Origin of the sequence: Sporomusa sp. (assembly GCF_035561255.1) — a bacterium.
Taxonomy (GTDB): domain Bacteria; phylum Bacillota; class Negativicutes; order Sporomusales; family Sporomusaceae; genus Sporomusa.
On sequence record NZ_DATMXX010000053.1, the window covers coordinates 1 to 2,980 of the forward strand.

Annotated in this window: 2 protein-coding genes; both read left to right on the top strand. The window is 44.0% G+C overall.

What is annotated here, in order from left to right; genetic code table 11:
• The coding region (locus VN379_RS02910; protein ID WP_325530613.1) for a PAS domain-containing protein at positions 1-1,540 on the top strand (1,540 nt) is incomplete at its 5' end.
• A 30-nt stretch (positions 1,541-1,570) separates the two neighbouring features.
• Positions 1,571-2,782 (top strand): two-component system sensor histidine kinase NtrB, encoded by a 1,212-nt coding sequence (locus tag VN379_RS02915; protein ID WP_325530615.1) that lies wholly within the window; start codon positions 1,571-1,573, stop codon positions 2,780-2,782.
• The last annotated feature ends 198 nt before the right edge of the window (positions 2,783-2,980 follow it).

Here is a 2,980-nt window from a genome sequence, read left to right on the forward strand (position 1 = left end):
ATATAGAATTTATATAAAAAAGGCAGTAGCCACCCCGTTAATGTCCGAATTCTCCGCTACTGAACATGCCGCGACGATAAACAATCATGCCAAAGCTGCTCAAGGCACTCCAAGTGGCGGATCCTGGCTAGATATTCAAAAAGAAGCTGACCGGATTGTTGTGAATAAATATGCTCCGCCTGGTGTCATTATCAACAGCAAGATGGATATTATTCAATACCGGGGTCGTACCGGCGTTTATCTTGAACCGGCATCTGGAATGCCGAGTGTAAACCTCTTAAAGATGGCCCGGGACGGGTTGTTTCTCTCGCTGCGGGCTGCTATTAACCAAGCTCGAAAAGAGAATGTTCTAGTCAGAAAAGAAGGCTTACATGTCATGAAAAATGGTCACTCTCTCCCTGTCAGTGTCGATGTTGTCCCTATTAATGGTCCCTTTCAAAAAGGTGAATACTTTCTGGTATTATTCAGAGATACAATATCGCAGCAGTTGCCTGCAGGTAGGCCTGGCAGCGCTATTGCGGCGAACCCAATTTTCTATAAAGCAGAGGACTCTGCAAAGATTCTGGGCTTGAAACAGGAGATAGCAGCTACCAAGGAATACCTTCAATCAATCATCGACCAGCATGAAGCTGCCAATGAGGACATCAGGTATGCCAACGAAGAAGTACAATCAAGCAACGAAGAATTGCAAAGCATGAATGAGGAGTTAGAAACCGCTAAAGAGGAGCTACAGTCAACCAATGAAGAGTTGATGACTCTCAATGAGGAACTGCGAACCCGTAATATAGAATTAAGCCAGGTTAACAATGATATGATTAATTTGCTGCGCAGCATCAGTATCCCCATTCTCATTCTTAGCAGTGATTTGCGCATCCGGCGGTTCAATTCTGTCGCAGAAAAGGCGTTTAATTTAATCAGCACTGATGTGGGACGACCCATCAACAATTTCAAGCCGAATATCGATATTCCTGATTTGGAGCAGGCAAGTCTGGAAGTGATTGATACCCTTAACTGCAGGGAGCAAGAAGTACAGGACCGGTGGGGACACTGGTATTGTATGCAAATACGTCCTTATAAGACTGTAGATAACAAGATTGATGGTGTTATTATTAGTTTTGCCGATATTAACACCCTCAAGAAAAGCTATGAGGTTTCCCAGGAAGCCCGTGAATACGCTGAAGCGATTGTGGAAACGGTACGGCATCCTTTAATTGTTCTTGATGCTGATTTAAAGTTGAAAACAGCCAATCAGGCCTTTTATCAGAAATTCCAGATTATACCTGGGGAAATGACCGGTCAATCTATTTTCCAAATGAAAGGCGGTCAGTGGGATGTTCCGGAACTGCGTATCCTGCTGACTGATATTCAGGAACATGATACTGCTTTCGAAGGTTTTACGATCAACTACGATTTTCCGGATATCGGTAAACAAACGATGCTAATTAATGCCCGCCGGGTTGTGAATGCACACAACAAAACCAAACGGATTCTTCTGGCCTTTGAAACCATTGCTAACCAGGATTTACAGAATACCAAGTGAAGCAGGGACACGTCAGCTGGGGGTGAAAATATGGCCGGGTCTGATGAACAGGGCAAGAGTGACGGTACTACTCTTGCCAAATCAAGCCAATCTCCGGACAATGCCGGCACACAGGAAGCTCAATGGTTAAAATATGAGCTGCAGGATCGGGAATTGGATTTGGAAATCCAGTGTCAGGCTATGCAGGACGTTTTAGGGGAGTTGGAGGAATCCCGTAACCGTTATGCCGACCTGTATGATTTTGCACCGGTAGGTTATGTAACCTTTGATGAGCGGGCCTGTATCCGGGAGATTAATCTTACGGGGGCGGCGCTTCTAGGCATGGAGCGATCGCGATTATTTGGCATGCCGATGGCTGTTTTTGTTGATAAAGATAGTTGTAAAAAATTTTTCGATCATCTGCGGTCATGCCGACTAAGCGGAAAAAAGGTAATTACGGAATTAAGACTTACAAGCCAAAACGCTGCGGTAACCGATGCTCAGCTTATTAGTATGCCGCTGTTACATACCGATGGTCATGATTTGCAATACCGAACGATAATTGCCGACACAACCGAACGCAAGTTAATGGAAAAGGAAATTTCCCGTATGGACAGGCTGCATCTTGTAGGCGAAATGGCCGCCGGCATTGCTCACGAAATTAGGAATCCCATGACGACTGTAAGGGGCTATCTGCAATCTTTTCTGCGCAAAAAGGAATTTGCCCAGTTTAATTCACAATTGGAGTTGATGATCTCGGAACTGGACAGAGCAAATTCCATTATTACTGAATATCTTTCTCTTGCCAGGAACAAACCAGTCAATCAGTCTTTGCAGAGCCTTAATGAAATTATCGAAACCCTGCTGCCATTAATGGTGTCTGATGCGCTGCTCAAAGGGATGATAATTGTCACCGAATTAGCAGATGACATCCCGGATTTCTGCTTGGATGTCCAAGAAATGCGACAATTGCTGCTCAATCTTTCCCGCAACGGGTTTGACGCGATGTTGCCAGGCGGAAAACTGACAGTGGGTACTTTTATAGAAGATGAGCAGGTGGTTTTATTTATCCAAGATCAAGGCACTGGTATCCCATCTGAACTGCAGCAGAAGTTAGGCACGCCATTTTTGACAACCAAGGAAACTGGCACCGGCTTAGGATTACCAATCTGCTACAGTATCGCCCATCGGCATAATGCTAAAATAGATGTAAAAACAGGAGAATCAGGTACTATTTTTATGGTGAAATTCTCGCTCCCATAATGCTGCGATTACAATATCTGTTACATATTTCCCTTTGCAAGCCTGGTGGTGTGATTGGGGGATGTTTATATAGCTTCTACTGTTTAGGCCATCAATTTTGGTGGCCTGGGTAAGCCGTCCCAATAGGACGGTTTTTCTATTTATTTCTAAATATCCCTTAAATGATCACTAAATTAATTACATTACATATAATTAGAT